General features: G+C 40.7%; 21 protein-coding genes. 11 read left to right on the forward strand and 10 right to left on the reverse strand.

Translation table 11 applies throughout. The annotated features are described in order from the left end of the window. From ACEW8U_RS11510 to ACEW8U_RS11520, 3 genes are all read left to right on the forward strand, one after another. Positions 1-187: hypothetical protein (locus ACEW8U_RS11510; protein ID WP_373522187.1), on the forward strand; the 187-nt coding region annotated here is incomplete at its 5' end. Between the two features lie 169 nt (positions 188-356). Then, complete coding sequence (locus ACEW8U_RS11515) at positions 357-785, forward strand: Hsp20/alpha crystallin family protein (RefSeq protein WP_373522188.1); 429 nt, start codon at positions 357-359, stop codon at positions 783-785. 180 nt (positions 786-965) lie between these two features. Further along, positions 966-2,462, forward strand: a complete 1,497-nt coding sequence (locus tag ACEW8U_RS11520) for a trypsin-like peptidase domain-containing protein (protein WP_373522189.1) — start codon at positions 966-968, stop codon at positions 2,460-2,462. 287 nt (positions 2,463-2,749) lie between these two features. On the opposite strand, the gene ACEW8U_RS11525 is transcribed toward ACEW8U_RS11520, so the two are convergent. Further along, positions 2,750-4,537 (reverse strand): glycoside hydrolase family 9 protein, encoded by a 1,788-nt coding sequence (locus ACEW8U_RS11525; protein WP_373522190.1) that lies wholly within the window; start codon positions 4,535-4,537, stop codon positions 2,750-2,752. Positions 4,538-4,748: 211 nt separating this feature from the next. On the opposite strand from ACEW8U_RS11525, the gene ACEW8U_RS11530 reads away from it, so the two are divergent. After that, a complete protein-coding gene (locus ACEW8U_RS11530; RefSeq protein WP_373522191.1) occupies positions 4,749-5,489 on the forward strand; it encodes an SDR family oxidoreductase in 741 nt (246 codons plus the stop codon). A gap of 29 nt (positions 5,490-5,518) precedes the next feature. Further along, entirely contained in the window at positions 5,519-6,910 is a 1,392-nt protein-coding gene (locus ACEW8U_RS11535; protein ID WP_373522192.1) for an NAD-dependent succinate-semialdehyde dehydrogenase, read from the forward strand. A gap of 241 nt (positions 6,911-7,151) precedes the next feature. On the opposite strand, the gene ACEW8U_RS11540 is transcribed toward ACEW8U_RS11535, so the two are convergent. The 3 genes from ACEW8U_RS11540 to ACEW8U_RS11550 all read right to left on the reverse strand — a co-directional run bounded on the left by ACEW8U_RS11540 (position 7,152) and on the right by ACEW8U_RS11550 (position 8,985). After that, on the reverse strand, positions 7,152-7,385 hold the full coding sequence (locus tag ACEW8U_RS11540) for a DUF2281 domain-containing protein (RefSeq protein ID WP_373522193.1): 234 nt from the start codon (positions 7,383-7,385) through the stop codon (positions 7,152-7,154). Positions 7,386-7,474: 89 nt separating this feature from the next. Further along, the gene (locus tag ACEW8U_RS11545; protein WP_373522194.1) at positions 7,475-8,080 is read right to left on the reverse strand and encodes a chemotaxis protein CheB; all 606 of its coding nucleotides are present in this window, start codon (positions 8,078-8,080) and stop codon (positions 7,475-7,477) included. A 344-nt stretch (positions 8,081-8,424) separates the two neighbouring features. Next, positions 8,425-8,985 (reverse strand): DUF2911 domain-containing protein, encoded by a 561-nt coding sequence (locus ACEW8U_RS11550; protein WP_373522195.1) that lies wholly within the window; start codon positions 8,983-8,985, stop codon positions 8,425-8,427. A 130-nt stretch (positions 8,986-9,115) separates the two neighbouring features. Here ACEW8U_RS11550 and ACEW8U_RS11555 point away from each other — a divergent pair, with 130 nt between their 5' ends. The 3 genes from ACEW8U_RS11555 to ACEW8U_RS11565 all read left to right on the forward strand — a co-directional run bounded on the left by ACEW8U_RS11555 (position 9,116) and on the right by ACEW8U_RS11565 (position 12,345). Then, the gene (locus tag ACEW8U_RS11555; RefSeq protein ID WP_373522196.1) at positions 9,116-10,063 is read left to right on the forward strand and encodes a nitrilase family protein; all 948 of its coding nucleotides are present in this window, start codon (positions 9,116-9,118) and stop codon (positions 10,061-10,063) included. A gap of 562 nt (positions 10,064-10,625) precedes the next feature. Further along, the gene (locus tag ACEW8U_RS11560) at positions 10,626-11,915 is read left to right on the forward strand and encodes a serine hydrolase domain-containing protein (protein ID WP_373522197.1); all 1,290 of its coding nucleotides are present in this window, start codon (positions 10,626-10,628) and stop codon (positions 11,913-11,915) included. A gap of 37 nt (positions 11,916-11,952) precedes the next feature. Continuing rightward, complete coding sequence (locus ACEW8U_RS11565) at positions 11,953-12,345, forward strand: 5-fold beta-flower protein (protein WP_373522198.1); 393 nt, start codon at positions 11,953-11,955, stop codon at positions 12,343-12,345. A 358-nt stretch (positions 12,346-12,703) separates the two neighbouring features. On the opposite strand, the gene ACEW8U_RS11570 is transcribed toward ACEW8U_RS11565, so the two are convergent. After that, positions 12,704-15,049 (reverse strand): TonB-dependent receptor domain-containing protein, encoded by a 2,346-nt coding sequence (locus ACEW8U_RS11570; protein ID WP_373522199.1) that lies wholly within the window; start codon positions 15,047-15,049, stop codon positions 12,704-12,706. Between the two features lie 319 nt (positions 15,050-15,368). Here ACEW8U_RS11570 and ACEW8U_RS11575 point away from each other — a divergent pair, with 319 nt between their 5' ends. Next, positions 15,369-16,346 (forward strand): sugar phosphate isomerase/epimerase family protein, encoded by a 978-nt coding sequence (locus tag ACEW8U_RS11575; RefSeq protein WP_373522200.1) that lies wholly within the window; start codon positions 15,369-15,371, stop codon positions 16,344-16,346. 313 nt (positions 16,347-16,659) lie between these two features. On the opposite strand, the gene ACEW8U_RS11580 is transcribed toward ACEW8U_RS11575, so the two are convergent. Together ACEW8U_RS11580 and ACEW8U_RS11585 are read right to left on the reverse strand one after the other, a co-directional pair. Continuing rightward, complete coding sequence (locus ACEW8U_RS11580) at positions 16,660-18,297, reverse strand: Gfo/Idh/MocA family protein (RefSeq protein WP_373522201.1); 1,638 nt, start codon at positions 18,295-18,297, stop codon at positions 16,660-16,662. A gap of 6 nt (positions 18,298-18,303) precedes the next feature. Continuing rightward, complete coding sequence (locus ACEW8U_RS11585) at positions 18,304-18,798, reverse strand: DoxX family membrane protein (protein WP_373522202.1); 495 nt, start codon at positions 18,796-18,798, stop codon at positions 18,304-18,306. A gap of 458 nt (positions 18,799-19,256) precedes the next feature. On the opposite strand from ACEW8U_RS11585, the gene ACEW8U_RS11590 reads away from it, so the two are divergent. Then, positions 19,257-19,631: a BlaI/MecI/CopY family transcriptional regulator gene (locus ACEW8U_RS11590; RefSeq protein ID WP_373522203.1), complete on the forward strand. Its 375-nt coding sequence runs from the start codon at positions 19,257-19,259 to the stop codon at positions 19,629-19,631. Further along, complete coding sequence (locus ACEW8U_RS11595; RefSeq protein WP_373522204.1) at positions 19,628-20,896, forward strand: TonB family protein; 1,269 nt, start codon at positions 19,628-19,630, stop codon at positions 20,894-20,896. Before ACEW8U_RS11590 ends, ACEW8U_RS11595 begins: the two co-directional genes overlap by 4 nt. Before the next feature lie 194 nt (positions 20,897-21,090). Here ACEW8U_RS11595 and ACEW8U_RS11600 read toward each other — a convergent pair whose 3' ends face one another. The 3 genes from ACEW8U_RS11600 to ACEW8U_RS11610 form a co-directional block, all read right to left on the reverse strand. Beyond that, positions 21,091-21,597: a hypothetical protein gene (locus ACEW8U_RS11600; protein ID WP_373522205.1), complete on the reverse strand. Its 507-nt coding sequence runs from the start codon at positions 21,595-21,597 to the stop codon at positions 21,091-21,093. A 165-nt stretch (positions 21,598-21,762) separates the two neighbouring features. Further along, positions 21,763-23,604: a M64 family metallopeptidase gene (locus tag ACEW8U_RS11605; RefSeq protein ID WP_373522206.1), complete on the reverse strand. Its 1,842-nt coding sequence runs from the start codon at positions 23,602-23,604 to the stop codon at positions 21,763-21,765. A gap of 293 nt (positions 23,605-23,897) precedes the next feature. Beyond that, complete coding sequence (locus ACEW8U_RS11610) at positions 23,898-25,259, reverse strand: D-arabinono-1,4-lactone oxidase (protein WP_373522207.1); 1,362 nt, start codon at positions 25,257-25,259, stop codon at positions 23,898-23,900. Positions 25,260-25,298 lie beyond the last annotated feature (39 nt).

The raw sequence follows: 25,298 nt of genomic DNA on the forward strand, positions 1-25,298 counted from the left end.
GGTTGGGAAAAGCGGCGGTGCCGCTTTCCCCAACCCCCACCTCTCCACACGACAGGCCCGGTGGCCGAGCTTGCCGAGGCCGGATTGGTTTAACCTGATGTCATTACCTATTCTGAACATTTATAAAATGTTGAGGACTCAGGATGACGAGAAACCCAATGCCATTGCTTTTCTGAATGTTTTTTAAAAATATTGAGGTTACCAATGGCGTAAATACCAATTTTCTGTCAACTTGACTGAGTTAAGAAGGGATTATAGTCAAATTAAGCCATAATGTCCTGATTTGAAGAGTGGTACATTATTTATTGAAATTGAGCTTGAAAACATTCTTCAAAAAACACAAACCAAATACCACTATGAAACTTGTAAAATATAACCAGCTTGAACCCAATTATCCGACATCATTCAGCAATATGTTGGACAGGTTCTTCAATGATTCCATCGGTCAAAACGTCAAACAATTTACCCCCGCCGTGGATATTGCAGAAGATGACAAACACTACGAGATCCAAGTTTCCGTACCGGGAATGAAAAAGTCGGACTTCAACCTAGAGGTAAACGATGGCAGACTGACCATTTCCGGAGAAAGAAAAATGGAAGAAAAGAAAGAAGGCAAAAACTATCATTCTCTCGAAACCCATTATGGATCTTTCAGCAGGTCTTTTTATCTGCCGGACAATGTCAAAGAAGACGGCATCGTAGCCGCTTACGAGGACGGATTGCTGAAAGTCAATCTTCCCAAAGAAGAGAAAAAAGTAAATAAATCAAAAATTGAAGTAAAATAAAGGCAAGTGGGGAAACCCACTTTCTTTTTTTTTGTTATCATCACAGATACTTACTACTTAAGCACTTTCCTGTTAAACGTTGTTAAATCATTCTGCCAAATAGGAAAATAAGCTTGGTTTTTGATAACGGTACTATCTAAATTACGTGTATCAATAGACAAAACTTAATCACAGAAAAAAATGAATAAAAAGCAGTTTTTCCTTGGAATCATCCTTGCTTCATTGATTGGAGGCGTAGTGGCACTTGCAGGGGCAAGCTACCTTTCGAAGCAAAATTCCGCAACCAATTTCGCCGACAAGCAAGACACCAGTTTAGTCAATTGGCTTTCGGACGAAAAATTTATCATTCCTGATGGAATCAATTTTGTGGCATCCGCACAAATGGTTACCCCTGCTGTAGTCCATGTCAGAAGTAGCGTGACAGTCACTCAGGGACAAAGAGGTGCTGATCCGTTTGAAGAATTCTTTGGATTCAGAGCGCCTGAAAGAGGACAGACCCCAAGGGAGGGAAGAAGTTCCGGCTCGGGTGTGATCATTTCCGCTGATGGCTTTATCGTGACCAACAACCACGTGATTGAAAATTCAACACGTATAGATATATCATTGGAAGACAATACCCGATACACCGCAAGGGTGGTCGGTACTGACCCAACTACTGACCTTGCATTGCTTAAAATTGAAGCTACTGACTTGCCTTTTGTAAGGTTTGGGGATTCTGACAAAACCAAAGTAGGTGAATGGGTTTTGGCTGTAGGTAATCCATTTGACCTAACTTCAACTGTGACCGCAGGTATCATCAGTGCCAAAGCACGGAATATAGGTATCCTCAGAGATTTGGAAAACAACCTTCAAATTGAATCATTCCTTCAGACTGATGCAGTGGTCAATCCGGGAAACTCAGGTGGCGCTTTGGTTAATTTAGCCGGAGAACTGATCGGTATCAACACCGCAATTGCTTCAAGAACCGGTACATTTAATGGCTATGCATTTGCAGTACCAAGTTCCATTGTGAAAAAAGTAATGGATGACTTATTAGAATTCGGTACCGTACAAAGAGGCTTATTGGGTGTGCAGATCAGAGATGTCAGTGCTGAATTGGAAGAGGCTCTTGGTGAAAAACTTGATGTAGCCAGAGGTGTTTACGTAGTCGATGTTAACGAAGGAAGCGGTGGACAAGAAGCAGGCCTTACAAAGGGTGATATAATTATCGGAGTTGACGGTTCTGAAACTTACAATGTAGCCCAGCTACAAGAGATGGTGGCCAGAAAACGTCCTGGAGATAAGGTGGATGTCAAATACCTTAGAAAAGGGAAAGAATTTACCGCAACGGCCACTTTGAAAAATATATCAGGTGATACAAAGGTCATCAGAAAAGAACTTCCAGTAAGAATGACTTTTGGAGGAGTGACATTTGAAGATATCAAACCTGATATCAAAACAAGGCTCAAACTGAACGGAGGTGCCAGTATCATTGACATTGCCAATGAAGAGTGGAAAAAGTCCGGTGCTAAGGTAGGATTTATCATCACCTCAGTGATCGGTACTGAAGGAAGATACCGTATCACAGGTGCAAACGACCTATCCCAAATCCTGAATGAAAATAAAGGCGAAGAATTGGTGATTTTGGGTGTCTATCCAAACGGCCAGGAATACTACTTCGAAGTCAAAGTTGAATAAAGAATTTGTTTGGTTTTTTACTAACAAAGCTGGCCTGAAATTTCAGGCCAGCTTTTTTTTGTTTCGTCATTCAGAACAAAGCTACACAAACCTTTAATTCACCAATAACCCAGATGCGAAGTGAAGAATCTCTTGCGAGGAATAAGTATTTCCACAGAGGACACAGAGTACAAAAAGATAAATCCGATTCCAAAACCCTTTCCTGAACCTCGTGAGGCCCTTCCTACAGGGTGACGGTCCTAATTCACTCTTTCAGAACTTAGATGGATCCTTGGGGAAAAAGCCCCCTACTCCCTACTAAAATGCACCATCATCAATATCGCCCCGGCGGTGCCATCCATGGTGGGTTCGTTGGTGCTGTAGTCGCCTACATCATCGTGGTATACCACACGCTCGTTTTGGAATGCGGCAAACTTGTCGGGTTTCAACAATGTAAGGCCTAGCAGGTTATTGTAGATGGAAGTATAAACCGGACCATCCACCAATCCACCGGGAACGTCCATCCCCAACAATACATAAGGTGCGGTATGCACTTCCACCGGAAATTCACCTCCGTCGGGAATTCCGGTAAACATGGAACTACCCCATGGATTTTTTCCAAATAACCAATCCCTTTGGGATGCGAGAAATGGTTCAAATTGCTTGTCCCCGGACATTTTTTCATACAGGATCACCTGTGTGACCAAGCTAGTCAATAAGTTATTGCTGCACCAGATAAAGGGTACCCCGATATGAAAAGGGTTTTTCTGTGCCCGCTTCATGGTATATTCAATTCCATCTTTATAATAACCCACCAAAGTCTTTTTGAAATCTTCATCCACCACCTCATGCAGTGAAAAATGCCCTATATTGATAAAGGGATACAACTGATAATGTGAAGCGGAGTCCCTGACAGTCCAACTGTCGACGGTATTGCTTTGCAGGGCATAGGATTTAGCTTGCTCCATATATTTGATTTCCTTGGTGAGTTTGTAAAGTTCTGCGGCACCCCATTCCATATCATCCGCCCATGTCTCCTCATTATAGCGATAAGGTGCCCCATAGGAATTGCCTTGCTGAAAACCTTCTTTCTTCCTTCCCAATTGATACAATGAGATGGCGGCCCTTTTACACTTTTGTGCAAAAACAGGATCTCTCAAATCTCTTTCCCAAATCCTTGATGCTAAAGCCATGGCAGCGGCACTTCTTCCTGCTAGATTGGCGACACCGGTTGCTTCGCTCTGATACTTGCTCAATCCCTGTGGCTTACCTGTGGCAAAATAACCTACCCTGTAGGAGTTTTCGCCCCAGCCATAATCCGCATTATCCTGATTGGGAATCTTAAAACCTCTATGGTCCCGATCATCGGCTACCTGATGAAAAAGCTGATCGGGTGCTGGGTGCATTTTGTGGATCCAGTCCAATCCCCATTTGGCCTCATCCAGAATATCCGGGATTCCGTTTGCACCGGGCTGACCCAAGGCATTGACCTTATCTTCAAACCTATCCGGGTACATCTCATAGGCCATCAACATATGGGCCGTGGCATAACTGGAAGTGATCAAATACTTCAACTGATCTCCGGCATCGTGCCAACCACCACTCAGATCCACAAAAGTACTGTCCGGCATAGGACCAAAAAACGCCCTCCCATCCTTCTGATGGCAGACCATGTCCAAAGTAGGATTATAACCACAGCGCTGCTGCCGCATAAATTCCAACAATTGTTCCTGATAGCCTGTATAGGCATTGGTTGAAATCAAAAAAGGAGTGGAAGTAACTCCTGATTTTTTTCCTTTCAGAACATACTGTCCCTCATCCCTGAATCCTGTAAAATCCACCTCCCAATACAAAAATCCTCCCCAGGCATCTTTTTTCAATTTGACGGATTTGATATCCAATACGGTTTCTCCTGTTTCCACATCAACCAACAGGAAATTCTCCCTGACCGCTGCTTTGCTGAAAACCACCGCAACCTTGCTGTCCTCGGGAAAGTAGCCGATTTGGTTGATGCGGATATGGGTTTCTTGTGCTTTTGCAGGTTCAGGTATTGGGGAAAGGTTGAGGAGAAGGGTAAGGAGGAGTAGGTAGGGCATTTGGGGTTTTAGGTTTATTTTTTCAACAGGATAAGATCCAATTTAATGAAATTTTTTTGAGTAGATCGGCCAAAGCGGGTCTCCTTCAGATTTGGGAAGTACCAAGATTGATATAAATATCTACCAATAATCTATAATGCTTATTGCCGTAGGTATAAATAGGTTTACAAAAATGCGTAAAGCAAATTTTGTAAACCAAAAAAAATATAAGATGGACTTAAAAAACAAAGTAGTAATCATAACAGGAGCATCCAGTGGAATAGGAAAAGCAACGGCGATGAAACTGGCCAAAGAGGGTGCATCTGTTGTATTGTGTGCCCGAAGTGAGGATGAACTCAATCAATTAAAAGAAAAAATTGAGAAAAATGGCGGAAAGGCATTGGTTGTGATAACGGATGTGACCAAACCCGCTGATCTTGAAAAAGCCGTTACTCAAACCTTGGATAAATACGGATCCATAGATGTACTGATCAATAATGCGGGACTGATGCCTCTCTCTTATGTCGAAAAACTAAAGACCGATGAGTGGGAGAAAATGGTAGATGTCAACATCAAAGGCGTGCTCAATGGGGTGGCAGCAGTACTGCCCACGATGTGTAAAAATAAAAGCGGACATATTATCAATATTTCATCTTCGGCAGCACACAATTACTTTCCCGGAGGGGCAGTTTATTGCGCGACCAAGGCAGGTGTAAAAATGTTTTCTGAAGGATTTAGAAAAGAGTTGGCACCCAAGTATGGGATAAACGTGACCTCCATAGAGCCCGGCGCAGTGGACACAAGTCTATTTGAAACCATCACCGACGATGACATCAAAGAGAAACTGAAAGGAATGAAGGAGATGACCAAACTCGAGGCTGAGGATATCGCAAATTCCATTTTCTATGCCTTAAACCAGCCCGACAGAGTAAACATCAACGATGTGTACCTCATGCCAACAGAACAAAGCTAATTAGAAAGAACCCTAAAATCATAAACATAATGAGTGAAGTAGGAACAAAGAAAACCGTAGAGACCATCAATCCCACAACGGGTAAGAGTCTCGAACATTACGAATATATGAGCGGTAAAGAGGTAAAAGTGGCCATTTCAAAATGCCATGAAGCCTTCATGCAATGGAAGGAAGTCTCTCCTAAAGATCGGGCCGACATGATCAAAACCATCGGCAAAGAACTGGTTAATGCCAAAGAAGAGTTGGCGCAACTGATGACCGATGAGATGGGAAAGACTCTAGTGCAAAGCAGGCAAGAGGTGGACTTGTGTATTGCCATTTGCCAATACACGGCAGAGATCGGACCGAAGGAATTGAAAACCGAGGAGCGGGAACTGCTCAACGGTAACAAAGGTCGCGTATCTTATGCTCCCATCGGTGTGGTGTATGGTATTCAGCCTTGGAATTATCCGAGTTATCAAGTGGTTCGCTATTCCGTAGCGAGCCTCATGGCAGGTAACGGAGTTCTATTAAAGCACGCCTCTAACGTAACTGGTTCGGGTAAACTGCTGGAGCGTATTTATCGAAAAGCTGGTTTACCGGAAGGCTTGTTTACCACCTTGGTGATCAGCCACGATCAGTCCGATGAGGTGATCAAAAATAAACTGGTGCGGGGAGTGACCCTCACCGGAAGTCCCGATGCAGGAAGAAACATTGGACAGAAAGCCACCGCTGCATTGAAAAAATCAGTATTGGAATTGGGGAGTAATGATGCGTATTTAGTTTTTGAAGATGCAGATATTGAAGTAGCCGTAAAAGCTTGTGTGATGGGCCGTATATACAATAACGGCGAAACATGCATTGCGGCCAAACGGTTTATCGTAGTCGAGAAGATCTACGATGAGTTCCGGGATAAATTCGTAAAGGCAATGAGCGAGGTAAAAATGGGAGACCCCAATGACGAAAGCACCGAATTAGGGCCCGTGGCACGTAAAGACCTTCGCGATGATCTACACGATCAAGTTGTAAAAAGCGTCGAGAAGGGCGCCAAGATAGCTTGCGGTGGGGAAATCCCCAATGGGGAAGGATTTTTCTATCCCGCCACTGTTTTGGAAAATGTGAAGCCCGGACAGCCTGCATATGAGGATGAATTTTTTGGCCCAGTAGCTTCATTGATCAAAGCTAAAGACAACCAAGATGCCATGCGCATTGCCAACGATAGCCGCTTTGGACTGGGAGGAGGAATTTTTTCGAAAGATGAAGAAGCCGCCATCGAAATGGCTGAAAAACACTTTGACACCGGAATGGTGTTTATCAATTCCTTCGGTTTGGCCGAACCTTCCATGCCCTTTGGAGGTGTAAAAGATTCGGGCTATGGCCGGGAACACGGTGGATTCGGTTTGAAAGAATTCGTGAACGTGAAAAGTGTTATGAAGCGGTAGTTTGGATTATTATCAGCTTGCATAAAAGCCTGTTGCTCTGGTAGCAGGTTTTTTTTATTTCATGGAAATGGCAGGAATTCAAAAATGGGGAAAACCCTGAAAATAGTATTTGCAAACTGAAACCGATGTTACCTGCTGCCTAAAAGTTCTAACTTTATAGAATAAGACTTATGGGAGGTCAAAAAATAAAATCTTTGGGAAAATTGGAGAAATCAGGAAGTGGTGAAAATCCAAAATTGAATTACATATAATCTTTAAAATCTTCCAAAGGCTCATCAAATCCTTCCTTCATCTGAATAAGTCCCTTAGCTAGTCCCGATTTTCGTTGCTTTTTTACCTTTCCCTTGGATATAGACTTTAATTTAAGGAAGTCAACAAAATCGTCCACCTCTTTTTTCATTTCATCAGGTAGGGTTGTCAATTTTATATAAATATCAATATCAGTCATAAAACGAATATAAACTTTTTCTTTCAATTTCCGCCAATGTGGGTGTCTCCACCCACATACCGCCCTTTCACAAAAACTTATTTCACCTTCAAAGTGTGATAGCTTAAAATTAAGTATCAACCCTCCCCTTTATCTGCATCCGCAATTCGAACAATTTCTTTGGCTATATCCTCAGGAGATAGAATAAAATCTATGCAACCGCTTGCTATGGCACTCTCTGGCATATCAGGATTAGCAGCAGAGTCGGGCTGCTGTGCGATGGTGATGCCCCCAACCTCCTTAATCCCGCAGAGCGCATCTGCCCCATCACCATCATAGCCTGAGACAATGACAGCTATAAGTTTGCCGTCCCAATGCTGCGTAAGGGATTTTAGAAAAACCGTAATCACATCGGGCCATCCCCTGGGTTTTGATATCGGCTTTAGGCGGAACTCATCATCCTGTACATGCAAATCCCGCTGCTCCGGAATTATATATACATGGTCGGGCTGAACATCAAGTCTTTCTGTGATTAGTTCCACGGGCATATTTGTATATCGTGGTAGAATCTCGTGGAGCAAGGTAGCTACAGTTCTCAAATGATTAACGATGACGATAGCAACACCTATATCCGCAGGCATATTCTGCAACAAACGGGTATAAGCATCAAGACCTCCTGCCGAACCGCCTACGCAAATGACAGGAAAGTCTTTTGCGGCACTCTTGGGTTTCTGATTTTTCATGGCTTTAAAATAAAATCAACTTAAAGTTAGCTGATCCAACATATTTAAATTTTGTGGAAGGGACATTGCAGGTTTTCTTCAAGAATCCCTACGTCCAATGATACTTATACGGGAACTTCCCCATTTCAACTTTAAATAATTATTTGATTTAGTACTTCAAGAATATGTTTCCAAAAATATTTTGACTTCAATGCACCGGAAACGTGCCCTGCTTCAATTGATTTAACGTGAGTGTCTCGTCGCCGATGTGAGCCTCTCCACTCCTAAATCAAAGACCTATTCTCTTAGCCGATGTGAGTGTCTCCACTCACATCCTAGCCTCAACTAAATCGAAGACCCCTCCATTACATTTCCGGCTTAACTGCTATCGGAATTGCCAACTGAACATCACTCCATTCAAAATACACCGTGACACCATCAGCAGGACCTTCTTCAATGCGAGCAGTTAATTGCTCTACAGGTGTATCAAGGCGGGTGACCGGTACTTCGGTGGTAAATAAATCATTCTTGCTATCCGGTTCCCATGCCCCCCATTTTCCTATTTCTGAACTTACACCAATGCGAAATGTATTGGGATCCGGTATGGCATATAGCCTATATGTTCCGGCGGGTAAAGGCATCCCGTTAAAAATAACCTCTTGGTTGAAGGTGATTTCCGTGGACTCGTTTGCTCCCAATCGCCAATAGCTACCATAAGGCTGAATGGAACCATCTTCCTCATTGCCAAAAATCACCCGATCCCTAACAGATGGGCGACTGTAGTTGATTTCCACTTTTAGATCATTGACCTCTAACTCAGCTTTGCCAGGAGGGCTTAATGTACGGCTGCGATAATTCATATACGCGAATACCATAACCATCAGTAAAACAATCACCCCCAAACCTATAAGAACCTTTTTTATCATAGCGATTTCATTTTTTATTAAGAAGAAAAGTAAGAATTATTAGTTTGGTTTACAAGATTTTCACCATTGAATTCATTCTTCCTTTTCTTACTCCCTCCAATTGAATATCTTGGATAAAAAAATAAACCCCATGGAACCTATCAAAGTTACCACCGCCCAGTTTGAGAATAAAAGCGGGGATAAGAATTACAATCTTTCGGTGATAGAGAAGTTGGCAGGAAAAGCTGCGGCAGAAGGATCTCAGGTAATCGCATTTCACGAATGTTCGATTACGGGTTATTCATTTGCCAGAAAACTTTCCCGTGAAGAATTACTGGAAATCTCTGAATCCATACCGGACGGAGAAAGCATACATAGATTGATAGAAATCTCTAAGAAATATGATATCGTTATTCTCGCTGGACTGTTTGAAAAAGATGGAACAGACAATATTTTTAAAGCATATGTATGTGTCGGCAAGGAAGGTCTGATAGCCAAATACCGAAAGCTCCATCCATTCATCAACCCACATATTCTTCCCGGTAATCAATATTGCGTTTTTGAGCTTTTTGGATGGAAATGTGGAATTTTGATTTGTTATGACAACAACATCATAGAGAATGTCAGGGCCACCAAACTTCTTGGGGCTGACATCATCTTTATGCCCCATGTGACCATGTGTACCCCTTCCAGCAGACCTGGGGCTGGTTTTGTTGATGCCAAACTTTGGGAAAACAGAATTCAGGATCCCACTTCCCTACGTTTGGAATTTGATGGGATGAAAGGAAGAGATTGGTTGATGAAATGGCTTCCATCCCGTGCTTATGACAATGCTGTTTATGCTATATTTTCCAACCCGATCGGTATGGATGATGATCAGCTCAAAAACGGTTGCTCCATGATTATAGATCCATTTGGGGATATTTTGGCAGAATGCAGAAGTTTTGAAGATTCCTTTGTTACTACAAAACTATTTCCTTCCAAACTTGATGACGCTGGTGGAAGCCGATATATCAAGGCCAGGAGACCTGAACTGTACAGGGATATCATAGGAAAACCCCACCAATCAGAACAGAAAGTCGCTTGGTTGAAAAAATAACTCAATCTGATTTGTTATGAATGATGCAGAATCTTTGCTCCCTTGTAAGTTTCCCACTGCGTCATTGTGAGGGTCCCATCTCACAATATTACCAGATCACCTACCCTAAATCAGCCCGCTCCGCATATGTGAGTGTCACTCACAATTTTTCCCACTGCCTGAAACAAAACCAGTAAATTTTCCATATATTAAACTTCATAAAAAGACTTTGTTAAAAATCAAAAAATATGAACCACTTAATCATTCAACCCAAAGACGAGAAAGATAAAGTTTTTTTTGCAGGAGTTGCTTCAAAAATTAGGCTATGATCCCAAAGAGGTCAACATAGGGGATGGTGAAGATACCTATTTTTTAGAATTCATGGTAAGTGAAAAAAAGAGCGATTATGTCACCAAATTAGAAATTTTAAAGGCTTCTCCGCCAATGTGAGTGTCTTCACTCACATTACCTCCCATTCACTAAACACCAAAGCCACATTCCGATCTTTTAAGATGAATAAGACAAAATTTTTCTTTAGCTTTCTTGAAAGAAAATTATTGTCAACGCATCTCCCAGAATAAAAATGAACCGAGCCTATTTTACTTTATCCTTGTTTTTAATTATCAACCTATCATTCGCCCAAACCCCTTCCCAAAAAAAATCCCCTCCCCTTACCGAAGCCACACCTCAAAGCGTGGGCATTTCTCATGACAGGTTAAAGAAACTCGATGCCATGTTGGAGGAATCGATGAAAAATGACGAAAACCCCTGTTTAGTGGCTTTAATTTCTAGAAACGGGAAAATTATTTACCATACCGCCAAGGGTTCCGCTGATGCCACATCTGGCAAAGCCATGAGCAAGGACGCTATTTTCAGAATCGCTTCCCAGACTAAAGCCATCACCTCCACAGCGGTCATGATGCTATGGGAGGAAGGCAAATTCCGATTGGACGATCCGATTTCCAAATTTATACCTGAATTCAAAAATCCCCAAGTACTCCAAAATTTCCGGTACGAGGACACTACATTTACATCAGTATCCGCCAATAAAGAAATTACGATCCGACATTTGTTGACTCATACTTCAGGTTTGGGCTATGGGATGATTGATGGGGATGAACGCATGAAGAGGATATACCACAAAGCTGGAATCATTGACCTCTATACCACCGAAAACATCAGCATCGGAGACAATATAAAGAAACTGGCAGCCTTGCCCCTACACCATAACCCGGGAGAAAAATATACCTACTCAGAAGGATTGGATGTGTTGGGCTATCTAATAGAAATCGTCTCAGGAGTGCCCTTTGACCAGTTTTTGAGAACAAGACTTTTTGATCCATTGGGAATGAATGATACCTGGTTTTACCTACCTGATACCAAGGCCGACAGGTTGGTCAAAGTTCAGCGTAAAGTTGATGGCAAATGGGAGAATTTCCCGGTCACCTTCTACGACCCACAATATCCCATTACCGGTGCCAAAAGGTTCTTTTCAGGAGGGGCTGGCCTGTCAAGTACAGCAAAGGACTATGCTACTTTTTTGCAGATGTATCTGAATGGGGGTGAGCTCAATGGAGTCAGAATCCTAAGCCGCAAAACCATAGAAACCATCATGCAAAACCAAGTAGGCGACCTAAGGAGCGGTGCTTCGCATTATGGATTGGCCTTCGGTGTGGTTACTGAGAAAGGTGTAGAAGGAGGAGGAATGGGCAGTGAAGGGACCTTTGATTGGGGAGGCTATTTCAACACACAATATTTTGCTGATCCACAGGAAAAAATCATCGGCATCCTGATGAAACAAACAAGCCAAACTTCCGGTGACCAAACAGGCTGGAAATTCAGGCAGATGGTGTTTAGTTTATTGGATGATTAATGGCTTGATCCAAATGTTTTAACTGATTCTAAAATTGATGAAAAAGCCAATAATCCTATTTCTCCTGTTCATGCTATCCATATTTGCCTATTCCCAAAGGTTAATGGATAGCACTAGGGGTACGGTCGGATATATTGAAAATGGCAGGGTACTGAATGGGTCGAGGTTAACCATTGGTTATATTGACAACAATAGGATAATGGATGGCAGCAGAAAGACAATTGGATTTCTGGAAGAAAGGAGGGTGATGGGCGCTACAAGAAAAACAATTGGGTTTATAGAAGATGGCCGCATCCTGGATGAATCAAGAAAAACAATAGGTTTTGTTGAGGATGGCAGGGTGTTGGATGGAAGCAGAAAAACAATAGGACATTATGAAAACCTACAAATCTCCGATGTAGCTCTGTTTTTCTTTTTCTTCTTTAAATGAAAACAGTATATCTAAAAATTGAATCAGAATCATTTTGTTAAAAACTAAATTAACTGCACTTAATAATGAGTTATATCTCATTCTTGGGATCGAACCCTGCTTAATTGACTTTTATGAATTGCGTCCTGCTTTAGCTGGACGTTTGATAAAACCCTGATTCTCTCAGGGCTTTAGCCAAATTAGATCTATTGCTTGAAACCCTAAAAATCATTTTTGGCTAAAGCCTATTTTCATTTTGCATTTTTTTCAGAATGGGCTAAAGCCACATTCCTATTGATGGCTTTCGAAAGTAGAGATCACAATTTTTTCAAAGACCTAGAATTCAGAATCTTAATAACTAGGTGGGCAAATTTGAATTTCACTGCCTAATCCTATAATTCAAACTCAAATTGATCTGTCTTCGGACATTTTGAAAATCACCATAGGTAATAAATCCTTGCCCTTCCAGGATATACCGGTCCCATCTTGAGTTGAAGATATCTGCGATGTTCAATACCAGTGTCCCTCTCTTTTTGAGTATATCTTTACTTGCGGATAAATCCATAAAGAATATGCCTTTTCGGATTCCTTGGGCAATTTGTTGCCTCGCCTGATAATTTGACCTTACCTGTGCAATTATCCCATTTCCAAATGTAAATCGGGAATTCTGCCTCGCGTTCCATGAATAGGTGGTGGCAATGAAATCGGTCTGAACATTACTTCCATCAATATTGGCATAAAAGAAGTTTAGATTCACATCTGCCTTCCACCATGGGAATATGGCATAATCCGTGGTGAACTCCAGCCCAAATGATTGTTCCCCGTTCAGGTTCTGGGGCAATGTGGTGGCATTTCCTAAATTGTCGACCGTCCTGATTCTTTCTATTTTATCCACAGTATTCCTGTAGAACACAGTGGAAAACAATGTCCCCCTTTCAAAATACTTGATATGCCCCAATTCAAAAGCATCAGTAAATTCTGGTTCCAGATCAGGATTGCCGCTGAAGAAATTCCTGGCATCTGAAAATGTAACAAATGGACTCAGGTCATTGTAAAACGGTCGCCTCACCCTTTTACTATAACTGAGTTGCAGTCCATTTTCTTCGGTGAAATTGTAAGTAAGGTGTGCACTTGGAAATAGGTTGACATAATTTCGTGGGTTTTCCTCATTGGTCTTGACCAGAGTTGTCTTGATATCCGTCCACTCCGTTCTTAAGCCTCCCTGATAGCTGAGTTTTTTTGTTTTATTTCCCAGAATGCCATATAATGCATGGATATTTTCTCTATAAAGAAATATGTTGTCCAATCCCGGCATTGGTTCAAAAACACCCTGTTCATTTTGTTCCTCTACTATGAAGTCATTTTCCATATTCCTGAAACTGCTTCGAATTCCTGTTTCGAATTTCCCTTCACCACCGATTGGTTTGGTATAATCCATTTGGATGAGGTACTGCTTTTCAAATTCATCATTGATGGAAGTTTGTACCAAAGAGCGTGATGGATCCAAAACTCCCCCAGGAGAAAAGGTGGATTCTGTAAACAACTGATCGGAATTTTCCCAATAATCCAAATAGGTAAGGACAGTGGTTAGGTCATGCCCTTTGGTATCAAAATTTCTTTTGTAGGTAATCAAATATTCTGAGTTCGGTTCTTTTTCGGTTTCGTCCTGTCTTCGCAATGAATAACTCTGCATGTTGCCCATGTTGAAGATATAGTCATTATACCGGATATCAGTAATCCTGCGGGCATCACTTCTTCTCAAAGAGTATGAAGCTGTCAAAATGCTGTTTTCGTTAAAAAAATAATCCAGCCCCGCCCTGATATTGTTGTCGATTGAATTGACTGTCCCTTCAGTGGATTGGTCGGATATAAAAGTGGTATCACCCCCAAATGCTTCCTGGTACAAAGTACCTCTCCGTGGCACTATCCTTTTGGCGATTCCATAGTTGATAAACCAATTGATTTTTTTGTGCCTGTAATTGAGATTGGCAGCCAAACCAAGATTGGTGGGTGTCCCTGCAATAACCTCAAAAGACCCATTAAAACCAGAATTGGTTTCTTTTTTTAAGATAATGTTGATGACCCCAGCCATACCCTCTGCCTCATACCTTGCAGATGGATTTGTGATGATCTCTATGCGTTCCACCATACTTGCGGGCAATTGTTGCAGGCCCCTACCTCCTTTAAAGCTTACCAGGCCTGAAGGTTTACCGTCAACCAAGATCCTAACATTGTCAGACCCCCTCAATCGCACATTACCCTGAGTATCCACAGTGACGGATGGTAAGTTCATTAATATATCCGATGTGGTGCGACCGGCATTGGCCAAGTCTTCTGCTACATTGAAAATCCTTTTGTCCAGAGCCAGTTCCATAAAGGGCTTCTCCCCCTCAACAATTACTTCATCCAAGTTGCTCAAGCCCGATTCCAAACCCACAACTCCCAAATTGAAATCCGAATTTTCTCTGCTAAGAATAAAAATATCGGTTTTGAATGCCTCATATCCCATAAATTCTATCATGGCATAATATAATCCATAAGGAACTTTAAAAGTAAAAAGTCCATCAGCATCAGTGATTCCTCCTTCCACCAAATCCCCTCCTTCATTGAAGATGGCAATAGTGGCAAAAGGTAAAACTATGGATGATTGCTTGTCTGTAACCTTACCTGATATTTCGCCTTTATTGGTCTGTTGTCCATGTATTGACCCTACGAAAAAACTCATGAAAATCAAGAGTAAACCTGAGAATATATAGGTTGTGGGATTAAGAGACTTTCTAATGGTAAGCACAATAGAATGTGGATAAAGTAGGTTTGAAATGATATTCCGTTTCCAAGATCAATCTGGGACTGGAAATATTGAATGAATTTATAAATTATTAAACAAGTTGGCCGAGATTTTTTATTAATGGGATTTTCGAATTATGATAAGCTCAATTAATGTCTGATTCCCGTCTTTCCAAACTCTTACACGAATGACTTGCTAATTTGAAATCCAATACCAAGATTTGAGGTGAATACCAACCTTTACCAAACAGAAATATATGAACAACCCTCAACACAGAAGAATCTTTCTTAGAAACCTTGGCCTTTTGGGATTGGGCACGACTTTCAGCCCATTAATCCTTGAATCCTGCGGAGGTCCTCAAACACAAACCACCATGGAAGAAGCCACCAAAGAAATGTTTTTTAAAATCTCGCTGGCCCAATGGTCATTGAACAAGGCCCTTTTTGCTGGCGAATTGGACAACTTGGATTTTGCAGCCTATTCCAAAAATGAATTTGGCGTTGATGCCGTAGAGTATGTCAATGCCTTTTTCAAAGACAAAGGAAAGGACATGGACTATCTCGGTCAGATGAAACAGCGCTGTGAAGATAATGGCGTGAAAAGCGTACTCATCATGGTGGATGGGGAAGGATTCTTGGGTGACCTGGATGCCACCGCAAGAATGAAGTCCGTGGATGACCATAAAAAGTGGGTGGAAGCTGCCAAGTTTTTAGGTTGCCATTCTATCCGGGTCAATGCGTTTGGTAGAGGTACTGCCGAAGAAGTCGGCGCTGCTGCTATCGATGGATTAAGGACCCTTAGTGAATTTGCCAAACCTTTTGATATCAATGTGATTGTGGAAAATCACGGCGGTTACTCCTCCAATGGTAAATGGTTGGCCAATGTCATTAAAAGTACTGAAATGGATAATTGTGGGACCCTACCTGATTTTGCAAATTTCTGTATCAAGCGTTCTGAAGACTCAGAATGGGGCGGTGAATGTATAGAAGAATATGACCGATATATCGGAACTGCTGAAATGATGCCCTATGCAAAAGGTGTCAGTGCCAAGACATATGATTTTGATGAAAACGGTGATTGCGTAGAAACCAATTATGTCAAAATCCTGAAAATCGTAAAAGATGCAGGATATACAGGACACATAGGGATCGAATACGAAGGAAGTAACCTACCGGAAGTAGAAGGCATCAAAGCCACTAAAGCCTTGTTGGAGAGGGTGGGGCCTACAGTATAAATCTTTTGGGGTATACAATTTTGAGACGCAACGGACGAAAAGGTGCCCGAAGGTAACGATAGAAGTCTTTTAATCAAGAATTTATTGATCACAGATACGTCCGCATTTTCACAGATTGAAAATTGCTTTCTCAAAAATAAAATCAACCTGTACAAATTCGTGAAATCTGCAGTTAAGAATTTACTTCAATCAGTTTCAATCCGTGAAATCTGCGGTTTTCTTTTCTTATACTACTAAAACCCTTGCACCCTTTGCGGTTTTTATTCTTTAACCGCAAAGGACGCAAGGGTACCCAAAGGGGATAATTTATTAATCAAGCCTTCTGCATCAAATATCCCGCTCCGTTGTCCAGTAATATGGCATCCAAATCTTCACCGGGAAGTGAAATAATTCTCTCACTTCCTGCATCCCATTCTATCCTGCGTCCCAATTTATAGGAAAGCCCTCCCATATGGGCAGTGATGGCCTCCTCAAATCCTTCTGTTATTCCACAGCTTGGATTACCACCATTTCGGACACAACTCAACCATTCCCTGATATGCAGGAATGTCGAATCAACTCTTTTACCATCTCTGTAAGTCCAAAGCAATCCTTTGTTGGCAAAATATTTTGCAGTTGCAGAAGTCACTGCATCCACACCATTGGCACTGGGATCATATTGGTAGATCGGCACCATGGGGTCTATTCGTTTTTCTTTGATCAAATCTGCATATTTAGTAGACCTCGGGTCGGCATGAATGGTCAACATATTGCCCAACTCCATGGTGGCATCATGACCCATCAAAAGTGTTCCCCTATCAAACTGATTGCCCAAAGTAGCACTATAGACCAAAGTCATTCCTTTTTCCTTGCCAGCTTCCTGACTGGAACCTGTACTGAAATCAGGAAAATCCATATTGATCTGCATCACATCAGGCACATTTCTACCATCTCTGTGGGTATAAACTCCTCCTGATGCAGTGATGTACTTAGGAATTCCCATTTTCAGAACACAATTGATCCTATCGTAATCATGGGTCAGCAAATCACCAGATAGACCTGAACCATAAGCCCACCATTTTCTCCAACGGAAAAAATGTTCGGCATTGAAAGGTATTTGGGGAGCATTTCCCAAGAAAGCTTCCCAATCAATCGTATTGGGAGAAGCATCCGGATGGATGTCATACTGCCAGGCACCGTTGTCATCGTTTCTATTGGTAGTTGTGGTGACTAATGAAATGTGCCCTAAAGTCATTTTTGCAATGGCATCTTGTGCAGTTAAGAAGCTTTGTGTTTGACGATGTTGGTGGCCGACAGCCATAACTACATCTGGATTTCTTCTACAAGATTCTCTGAGGTCATAGGTCTCTTGTATGGTATGGGTCATTGGTTTTTCGATGTACACATGCAGTCCAGCCTCTATAGCTTCCATGGCCATTGGTGCATGCCAATGATCGGGTGTTGCAATGATGATCGCATCTATTTCGCCACTATTAATCATATCGCTATGGGTGCGGTAGCGTTTACAAACATTTCCTTCTTGATTGAAAGAGGCAATCGCTTTTTCTGCCCGTACATCAAAAATATCACAGATTCCAGCCAGTTTAACATTGAGATTTTCCTGCCCTTTAAAATCCGCCAATCTTTTATCATTCGGGTTTTCAGCACTTGATTTGGCCATTTGTTCCAACCAATCGGTGGTAGCAAAACCCAAAGACCGCATCAATTGCTCTCCCCTTATCCCAAAACCAATTAGGCCAACCCTAAGTGGTTCACCGCTCATAGGTCCTGAAGCAGGTGGTGGAGAAGCCTTGATGTTCAAGGTTTCCAAAAGCAGATTACGTTCGGTTTTTGCAGTTTCGGTAAAACGATAACCTGCAGTCCAAACTGCGCCAAAAATCGGAATGCCTCCAAGAATTTTGATCCACTCTCTTCTGGATAAGCCTTTAAATAAATTTTTGTCCGTCTTCATGGTTTTTCAGTTTAGTTGATGAGCAGGTTCCATTTTTTTCTTCATAAAAAGTCTTCCAATCCCAAATGCATATTCTGTGGGGAAAAGGAAAATAACCAACAAAGCAGCAGCCTCTATCAGGTTTTTATTGACTAGCCAATAGCTACCTTCACTTGGTCCTTGTGCATATCCTGGAAAAGGAGGATGGGCAAAATAATAAAGCAACAGTAGGCAAATGCCGATGACACTTACCCACTTGGTTTTGAAACCAACAATCAGCCCAATCCCCACAAGTATCAGCGCAGCAATATTCAGGGTGTCCACCACAGAAATCATTGATTCACTTGCCAGCCATTGAAAAAAAGACTGCATATAAGTCGCACTTAATAAATATCCTTTTGCAGACCACGAAGGGCTGTACAATTTGATGACGCCTTCATACAGAAAGTGCCATCCAATTAGCAAACGCATAGCCACAAGGGCAGAAGTCTGCATAGAGGTAAGTTTGGGGTTTTGGTTCATAAGTCTTTGTCGTTGAATTAATTTACGAATTTACAACCTGAAAAAAATAGAAAATATGACTTATGTCAATCAAAAACATGATGTATACCCCTGATGATTTTGTTATTAGACCTTGAAATTGTGGTTAATCAATTTTACCTGTAATGTCCTTTTCAATTCAAAAAGACCGATGTCCGATGACCGATGTTGGGTTTGAGAAACTAGAAGCGAGAGCCGAGACACGAGACTAAGCGCGACCTTAGATGCCCTGCGGCTTATCGAAGTTTATACAATATATCCATGACTCGTCACAGGAAAGGAAAATTGGAAGATGTATGCTTTTTACCAACCACCTCTTTTTGGTTGAAATTACCGATTTTAGGAAGCTTAAATAAAAAGTAATTTTAGAATAAACGAAATTTTAGTAGATTTACGATATTTTAGTAGTTAAATTAATTTATTAGATATATATTAGCCTCATGGAAAAATTGTCTAAAAACGAAGAAGAATTGATGTGCATCTTTTGGGAGCTTGATAAAGCACTCGTTAGAGATGTACTTAACCTCCTTCCGGAACCCAAGCCACCCTATACCACATTGGCATCCAGCATTAAATTACTGGAGAAAAAGGGATATCTGAATCACCGAACTTATGGTAATATCCATGAATATTATCCGATTATATCACAGACAGATTACCGCAAAAAAAGTTTGAATGATTTGATTCACAACTTCTTTGATGGCTCAGCCGCCAATGTGTTGTCTTTTATGATAAAAGAAAAAGGTATCTCTGACAAGGAGATTGAAGAACTTCAAAAGCTTATTGATGACAACCTAGACCCGGAAAAAAAATGAAGGATGTATTGAATTTCCTGTTTGAAGGGAGTCTCATTTTGGCACTTCTCTTTGGAATATATTGGGCTTTTTTAAGGCAGCTTACATTTTTTGGTTGGAACCGGATTTACCTTTTGCTATCAATGTTGCTGTCACTGAGCATCCCCTTAATGTCCTTTAAGTTTATCGATCAATCCTTCGGCATATCGGGTGAAATGCTGACTTATTATTTACCTGAATTTATTCTCGGTTCGCAAAACATTCAATTCCAATCCATAGGAATATTTAATATCCTGTTTGCTGCATATGCCATAGGATTTATAATTGGCCTTATCAGATTTGTAAAGAGTCTGATAAAGGTATTTATTCAAATAAGGGGAGCTTCAATTTATACTATTGACAATCAGAAAATATTGGTTAATCACGAGTTTGATCCTTCATCTTTTTTCGGATTGATACTTCTTCCTGAATACCAAGAGGAAAACAAAGACCAACAATTAATTATTCTCCATGAATCGGGGCATGTCAAAAGGATGCACAGCCTGGACTTGATTTTCCTCCAAATTTTTAAAACTGTTTTCTGGTTTCACCCGATAAATTCTATGCTGGAAGCCAGTTTAAGGGAAATCCATGAATTCCAAGTTGACAGGTCAGTAATCCGACAATACTCGCCTCGAGAATATGCCATGCTCTTGCTGAACCTCCTATACAAGGGAAGGTCCGAAAATCTCCTAAACACCTTTAATCAATTTCAAACCAAAAAAAGAATTATGATGATGAAAAAAGCCGATTCTTACCCAATTCAAAAAGCCAGATTTTTGATTGCTGTCCCAGTCATAGCATTGACATTATTCGTCTTCGCTTGTGAGAAACCAGCAGAAAATGACTTCCCAAAAACAACGGATATCCCTATTTCAGATGAAACAACCGGTTCTATTCCCGAACAAAGTGAAACGAACATGAGGACAGAAACCGTATTTGATCTGGTAGAAGAAGCACCGGAATTTCAAGATGGAATACCGGGATTGACAGAATTTCTGGTTAAAAACCTAAAATACCCTGAGCAGGCACGAAGCCTAGGGATAGAAGGTACAGTTTTTGTTGCCTTTGTCATTGATGCCAATGGAAGTGTCAGGGATGTCGAAGTCTTAAAAGGAATAGGCGCAGGCTGCGATAAGGAAGCAAAAAGAGTTGTTGAATTGTTTCCGGATTGGATCCCAGGAAAACAAAAAGGACAACCCGTAAATACCAGAATGAAACTTCCCATCAAATTCGCTTTATCCTAAAGGTATATTTTCTGTGGAAAATTTCGTTCCGCTGAGAATTATGAGTTTAAAGTAAAATAAAGTGCTGTCCATTGCGTTTATGGACAGCGCTTTCTTTTTTGAGCCTGCTCATCTTGACACCATAAAATGAGAAAGGTTATTGTCTTCTTGTTGCATGTCTATAAATAAATTATGACTTTTTTTTACCTAAAGATTCATTGCCCTTGATCAAAAAACCTGATTAATTTTAAACCTACCACCCTTTCATCGATGATTTTTTCAATTTTCAAATGTTTGAAGCATTCTTCATATTGGATCCTGATAAAAAACTGCGCACTGTCAAGTTCTATGGTTTTGGCCGTAAGCGTAGAGATATCATCGGTTTCTGAATATTCCACTTTTCTGATCATTGGATTTTCCACGATGGTTTTTGAACATACCACATTTGCCTCATTCAAAAATGAAATAATCAAATCCCCCTCGTACGGTTCTGATTTTGAATCAAACTCCCCTCTCAATCTTCCCGGGTTTTTCATTGAATTGATCAATTTAATGGAATCTCTGGAATCCATCGAAAAGCTGACCATAAGGATTTCAGGAGTATTTTGAACCAACACTATTGCTGCGTCATTTTCTTCAGTCACTTGTTCCTTAGAAGCTTTGCAAGCTGCCAAGGAAATCAGAATGAGAACTGTAAGTATAATTCTTGAAATATTTTTCATAAACATTAATCCATCATGTAAGGCATTATTGAAACCTCTAAAGAAAATGATTATCCAATATGAAACTTGTATTTGTGGAAACCCAACACCTAATTCGTCAAATTATAAATTTCAGTCTACTTCCGTCATCGGTCTTCCGTCTTCTAGCAAATGACTTTTTAAGAACTACCTGATAATACTAAACCTCAAAATTTTCACAGATTTTTGGGCATTTAATCTTATAAAATACTGTCCTGATTGGAGTCCTTTTACTTCTATGGGTATCATATTTCCATTTCTTTCGAAAGCCCTAATATCATTCAATATTTTACCATTGATATCCATGATTTCAATTGATTCCAATTGAGGCTCAATGAATTTTAAGTATTCTATATATATAATTTCATTCGCTGGATTTGGATAAACTTTGAGTCTTTCTGAAAATTCACCGTTGTCTGCTGAGAGGATGATGTTCACAGTCACTGTTATCTCTACGGAAGCTGAATTGGTACAGGAATCTTTTATTGTAAATATTACTTTGTTTTCACCCTCATCCCCAATCCCAAATTCAGTTTTGGACAATGTCATTTTACTGATCTCACAATTATCAAAAGATCCGTCATCCACATCTTTCGGATGCAAATAACCTACGCCATCCGAATCCAAATAGATTTCCACATCTTTGGCTTTGATGGTGGGTTTGATTTTATCATCTACAGTTACTATCACCACCTTTTGAGCTTCGTTTCCGCTGGAATCGATCGCTTTAAAGATTATATTATTATTGCCTATATCCTCACAGGTGAATTTTTCTTTTGAAATACTGATTTTCACGAGTTCCACATCATCATAGGTTCCATCATCTACATCTTCCGCGCAAATAGTAGCCTCACCGTTTTTGTCAAGCGCTATCTTCACATTTTTTGTAAGTAAAACAGGTCGCGTACGATCCGGAGATGGTGCTGTTACATAGATATATTCATTGCGGAAAAATTCATTATCGCCAGAATCATTGCCTGCTTTCAGGGTAACTTTATATTTTCCTTGGGTTCGGTAAAGAACCTCAGGGTTTTTTTCATTACTTACTTCCGGTATCCCCCCTTCAAAAGTCCATTCCCATGAAGTAGGATTGTGTGTTGACAAATCAAAAAATTTAACTTTTTCTGCAGGCTTGATTTCCAAATTATTTGCACCAAACAAGGCTGTAGGTCTTGCAGGTGCTTCTGGGGTGGAAAGAAATTCCAATCTGTTTTCCAATTGATGGCTACAAACGGTACAAAAATTTCTACCAAGAAACCTCATTTTACAATTCTGATGCGGCCTGTGCCAAGTGGGTGATTCTGCATGGGGATAAATTCCAATCCCGCTCCTATTCAAGAAATCCCTCCATTTGATCGTTTCCGGATTGGTGTCTTGGGTCATATTATGTCTTTCCCGGGCAAATTGAGGCCCTGCCCAATATTCATCTGCCAAATCACCAAAAGAATGTCCCAACTCATGGATCATGATTTCAGTGGCTGAGGCATGTGTGGAAAAAACAGCGAAGGTTCCACCTGCACCACCATATTTGGTATCGTTGACCACGATCACACCGATATCAAAGAAAGGGGTATTGGAAAATAATACTGAAAAAACCTTACTTGAACGCCAAGCTACCAATAATCGCTCAATATTATGAGACCAATAAGAGCTGCCAAAATAGTTGTCAATCAGGTTATTGGGATTCATTGCTGCCCCGGATACATTTGAGACTACTTTAATAGCATATACATTGATCCCTTCTCTGTAATTTCTCCAAGGCAATTGTCCCAACATTCCTGCAGTTGCATTTTTAGCATCGCTGATAAATTTATCCTGTTCTGATGCTGTGTATCCATCTCCCACAATCACCATGTTGGTCACTTCATTTGGTGAACCACCGTAATGAATAATCTCCATCGGCATCAATTGCGCCTGTGAATGAAGTGAAAATAAAATTAAAACAAGCGTTGTGATAACTTGAATTTGCTTGATATAAAATTTAACCATAGAATGCTTCATTAAAAAAACTGTAAATCAATCCTGACAATTTCAAACCTTTGAATTCTGAACGAGCTAAAAATTCAAAGTACCGAACCCAAAAGATATCTCTCAAAAAAAGAAAGATATCCGCTTAATGGATTAATCAAATCTCAATCATGATCAAATTACTAAGATTTAAAAGCACTCCGGATAAATCATATTATGGGAGTTGTTTCCAAAACGAATATAATTGAAAATGAAACGGTGGTTTAATTTACCAAAATTGTTTTATCCCCGCACAAAATAATTACTTTTTTTCTTTATCCTCCAAAGATATTTTTATTCAGATATTCATTTCTGAATTTTCCTTCAGGATCATGCTTTGACAATAAGGTTTTAAAATCTTCAATCTTAGAATATCGATGGTTTAAAGTTTCGTAAGGAATGGTGAAAAGTTTTGCCCAATGTGGTCTTGGTTTAAACTTATCCAACTTTGCTTCCATTTGAGGAAGCAAAGCCATCACCTTCGGAATTTCTTGTTTCCAAGTAGTATGGATAGAAACTGAATCTCTTCGATAGGCAGTACTCATCCAAAGTTCATCTGCTTGGATGGTCCTGATTTCGGAAATGAATAAATGTGGCTGAATTTGTTCCGACATTTCCCTGACTGCCATCATGGCTTCATATCCGTTCTCCAAGGGTACAAAATATTCGGATTGCAATTCTTTGCCTGCACTGGGTTGAAACTCCATTTTGAAATGGGGAAGCCTGTCATACCATGGTCCTGCTATTCCCAACTGCTCCGAACAACTCTCTGCATCCATTGAAGGGACAGGATGCATATTGACACTTGCTTTTTTGGCCCCAAAAAATTCTTCAGGAAATTCAGGTACTTCACCTGGTTTTACTCTTTTTTTCACCCAAACTTCATTGACCTTATCACTTGCCCAATCCAAAAACAAACTCACACTATATCCCGAACCCATTATTTCTCGGAAATTGTCTTTGAGGGATTCTATGGGCATATCCAAATAAACCACCTGTGCCACCTCAAAAGCAGGTTGCAAATCCAATGTCACTTTGGTCACCGGACCCAATGCACCCAAACCAACTACCGCACCAAAGAATTCCTCATCATCTTTTCCCAAACTGACCAAGTCTCCACTTGCATTAACAAATTCTATGGCAGCAACTCCTGTGGACAGGTTACCATTTTCCAACCCTGACCCATGAGTAGCCGTAGCAATCGTCCCTGCAACAGAAATATGTGGCAAAGAAGCCAGATTATGCAACGCAAAACCATTGTCATGCAGATAAGTACAAAGTTCTCCGTATTTGATTCCGCCTTCCACGGTCACTTTCATTTTTTCCCTATCCAGTAAAATGACTTTGTTCAAATGGTCAAAAGAAAGCAACATCTCTTTAGAATCCGCAATCCTATTAAAAGAATGCCTTGAACCCAATACGCGAAGGGACTTGCTTTTTCTAACAAGGTCCTGTACTTCAGTAATTGTTTTGGGATAGTGGACATTGTAGGTATTGAATTGAAAATTCTCCGCCCAGTTCAGTAAGTGATCTGCTACCATCATTTCAGGTTTTTTGGGTGAACAGTAAATCCAAGGTGAAACCATTGCTGCCCCAATCAGGACATAGGTGTTTTTGAAAAAGGTTCTTTTGTTCATGGTTTGGGTTTTGAGAGGTAAGTTAGGGAAAATTTGGAA

Origin of the sequence: Aquiflexum sp., assembly GCF_041751335.1 — a bacterium.
In the GTDB taxonomy this organism is placed as follows: domain Bacteria; phylum Bacteroidota; class Bacteroidia; order Cytophagales; family Cyclobacteriaceae; genus Aquiflexum.